The sequence below is a fragment of the Mesorhizobium sp. M7A.F.Ca.US.005.03.2.1 genome, assembly GCF_003997795.1.
GTDB classification, from domain to species: Bacteria; Pseudomonadota; Alphaproteobacteria; order Rhizobiales; family Rhizobiaceae; genus Mesorhizobium; species Mesorhizobium ciceri.
Map to the genome: position 1 here is coordinate 1 of NZ_RZRP01000801.1, position 2,883 is coordinate 2,883.

2 protein-coding genes and 1 pseudogene are annotated in these 2,883 nt (G+C 63.0%); 1 reads left to right on the forward strand and 2 read right to left on the reverse strand.

Annotated features, from left to right (window positions below; all coding sequences use genetic code 11):
- Positions 1-44: 44 nt before the first annotated feature.
- Together smpB and dapA are read right to left on the reverse strand one after the other, a co-directional pair.
- Positions 45-524, reverse strand: a complete 480-nt coding sequence (gene smpB / locus EN991_RS30545) for an SsrA-binding protein SmpB (RefSeq protein ID WP_013532594.1) — start codon at positions 522-524, stop codon at positions 45-47.
- Between the two features lie 25 nt (positions 525-549).
- A complete protein-coding gene (dapA, locus tag EN991_RS30550) occupies positions 550-1,431 on the reverse strand; it encodes a 4-hydroxy-tetrahydrodipicolinate synthase (RefSeq protein ID WP_013532595.1) in 882 nt (293 codons plus the stop codon).
- A gap of 247 nt (positions 1,432-1,678) precedes the next feature.
- On the opposite strand from dapA, the pseudogene EN991_RS30555 reads away from it, so the two are divergent.
- Positions 1,679-2,883: pseudogene (locus EN991_RS30555) on the forward strand (lytic transglycosylase domain-containing protein); the annotation flags it as partial.

Genomic DNA, 2,883 nt, shown 5'->3' on the forward strand with positions numbered 1-2,883 from the left:
AGACCAAAGAGGACAATCCGGTTCTTCAAGCGAATGGCCCCAGCCTACCCACGCTCTTTTAACAGCCGGCCCTTCTCGCGCGACCAGTCGCGCTGCTTCTCGCTCTCGCGTTTGTCGTGCAGTTTCTTGCCGCGACCGACGGCGAGCAGCAGCTTGGCGCGGCCCTGGTCGTTGAAATAGATTTTCAGCGGTACCAGCGTCATGCCTTCGCGGTCGACGCTTTGCGACAGTTTCGCCATTTCGCGCTTGTTGAGCAGCAGCTTGCGGCGGCGGCGCGGCTCGTGGTTGAAGCGGTTGGCCTGCAGATATTCCGGCAGATAGGAGTTGATCAGCCAGATCTCGCCGCCTTCGACCGAGGCGTAGCTGTCCTGGATGTTGGCCTGGCCCTGGCGCAGCGACTTGACCTCGGTGCCGGTCAGCACCAGACCGGCCTCGACCGTGTCGAGCACCTCATAGGAAAACCGCGCCTTGCGGTTTTCCGAAACGGTCTTGTTGTTGGGATCGGCTTTTCTGACTTGATTCATGATGCGGAGAGGTGGCGCCTCATCCCTAATTAATCAAGCCGGCGTGCTTCATAGCCGCATCGATCTTGTCGGCAGTCGACTGTTCGATCGTCACCAGCGGCGAGCGCAGCACGTTTTCGACCTTGCCTAGCTTCGACAGCGCGTATTTGGCGCCGGAAACGCCAGGCTCGATGAAGATCGCCTTGTGCAGCGGCAGCAGGCGATCCTGCAGATCCAGCGCCTTGGCGCTGTCGCCGGCAAGCGTTGCCTCCTGGAATTCGGCGCACAGCCGCGGCGCGACGTTCGACGTCACCGAAATACAGCCGACGCCGCCATGCGCGTTGAATCCAAGCGCCGAAGCATCTTCGCCCGAAAGCTGGATGAAATCCTTGCCGCACGTGGCACGCTGCTCGGAAACCCGTTCGACCTTGCCGGTGGCATCCTTGACACCGACGATATTCTTGAAGTCGTGCACGAGCCGGCCCATCGTGTCCGGCATCATGTCGATGACCGAGCGCGGCGGGATGTTGTAGATGATGATCGGCAGCTTGGTCGCCCTGGCGACCGCCGCGAAGTGCTCATACAGGCCGCGCTGCGTCGGCCTGTTATAATAAGGCGTGACGACCAGGGCGGCATCGGCGCCGGCCTTCTCGGCATACTGCACGAGCCCGACGGCTTCCTCGGTGTTGTTGGAACCAGCGCCGGCGACGACCGGAACTCGTCCCTTGGCCACCTCGATGCATACCTTGACGACCTGGCGGTGCTCGTCATGCGACAGTGTCGGCGACTCGCCGGTGGTGCCGACCGGCACCAGGCCCGTCGTGCCCTCCGCGAGTTGCCATTCGACGAATGCGCGAAAGGCTTTCTCGTCGAAACGCCCGCTCTTTTCGAACGGTGTCACGAGCGCAGTAAGCGAGCCTCTCAGCATATCGTCCAACTCCTTGGCACTTCTGGTGTTTTGTGTCGGTGTTTGTGGTCGCGCCTTCTAACCGAAAGCGAAGCGGCGCACCATAGTCTCGACATGGTTGCGCGGCAAGCATTGCCATGGTGCCAGCAAGCGCAATTCGAACGGCCTCGCTAACTCTTTGTTTACGGGCTCTTCACGACCTAAGTTTAGGCTTCGAGGCATCTTCGCCAGCTTGTGGAATGCCAGGACAAGGAAAGATTTAAGGATCATGCCGGGCGGTCGGCCTCACCTTCTCGCGCTGCTTGGCGCCGCGCTCGCGCTGATGCCGGGCATGGCGATCAGCGGCAGCGTGGACGCACGGGTCACCTCAGCCATTCCGATTCCAGGCGCGGCAATTGCGCTGCCAGACCTGCAGGACAGAACGCGACAGGCGCCCTTGCCCGACGTCGCCCCTTTGAAAAGCGGACTGGATGCGTTGGCGCAGGGTGATAGTCCCCGCGCTCGTGGCGTGCGCGATGCCCTTCCGGCGCAGTCGCTCGACCAGCATATCCTTGCCTGGGCGATCGCGCTTTATGGCGGCGACAAGGTTCCGAGCGATGATATCACTGCTGCGGCCAAGATGCTGCCCAACTGGCCGGGGACCGTAGCCCTTCGCAAGAACAGCGAGCGCGCGCTCTATCGAGAGAACCCTGCCCCCGACATCGTCATCAGGGCGTTCGATGGCAGCCAGCCGCAGACATTCGAAGGCGTGATGGTTCTCGCCCGCGCCTATGTGGCGTCCAGCAATACCAAGGCGGCGCGTTCCGTGCTGTCGCCCTTCTGGCGCACCGCGATCCTGGAGGCCAGGGACGAGGCGGCGCTGATCAAGGAATTCGGCAGCCTGATCCCGGCCGCAGACCACCGCTTTCGCATGGAGCGCATGTTCTATGCCGACCGCGCGAATTCCGCGCTGCGCGTCGCCGGCCTCGCCGGCGCCCAGCAGCTCGCCGATGCATGGGCGGCGGCCGACAAAGGCGACAAGAACGCGCCCAAGCTGCTGAAGGCCGTGCCGGCAATGCAACGTTCGGCCGGCTACTTCTTCGCGCAGGCCGAATATTTGCGCAAGCAGGAGGATTTTGCCGGCGCTGCAGCCATTGTGATGCAGGCACCGACCGATCGCGAAGCTCTGGTCGATCCGGATGCCTGGTGGGTCGAGCGCCGGGTGCTGTCGCGTGAACTGGTCGACCAGGGCGACATGAAGGCCGCGTACAAGATCGTCGCCACACACGCTGCCGAAAGTGCCACCAATGCGGCCGACGCCGAATTCCATGCCGGCTGGTACGCGTTGCGCGGCCTGAACGACCCCAAGCTTGCCGCAACGCATTTCGCTCGCATCGCCGACCTTGCCCAAGGGCCGATGACGCTGTCGCGCGCGTATTACTGGCTCGGCCGTGCCGCCGAAGTCGGCGGCCCGGGCAACGCCAGGGATTATTT

Excerpts from the sequence above, each read along its gene's own strand:
- smpB (WP_013532594.1), bottom strand. The coding sequence starts at position 524 with ATGAATCAAGTCAGAAAAGCCGATCCCAACAACAAGACCGTTTCGGAA.
- dapA (WP_013532595.1), bottom strand. The coding sequence starts at position 1,431 with ATGCTGAGAGGCTCGCTTACTGCGCTCGTGACACCGTTCGAAAAGAGC.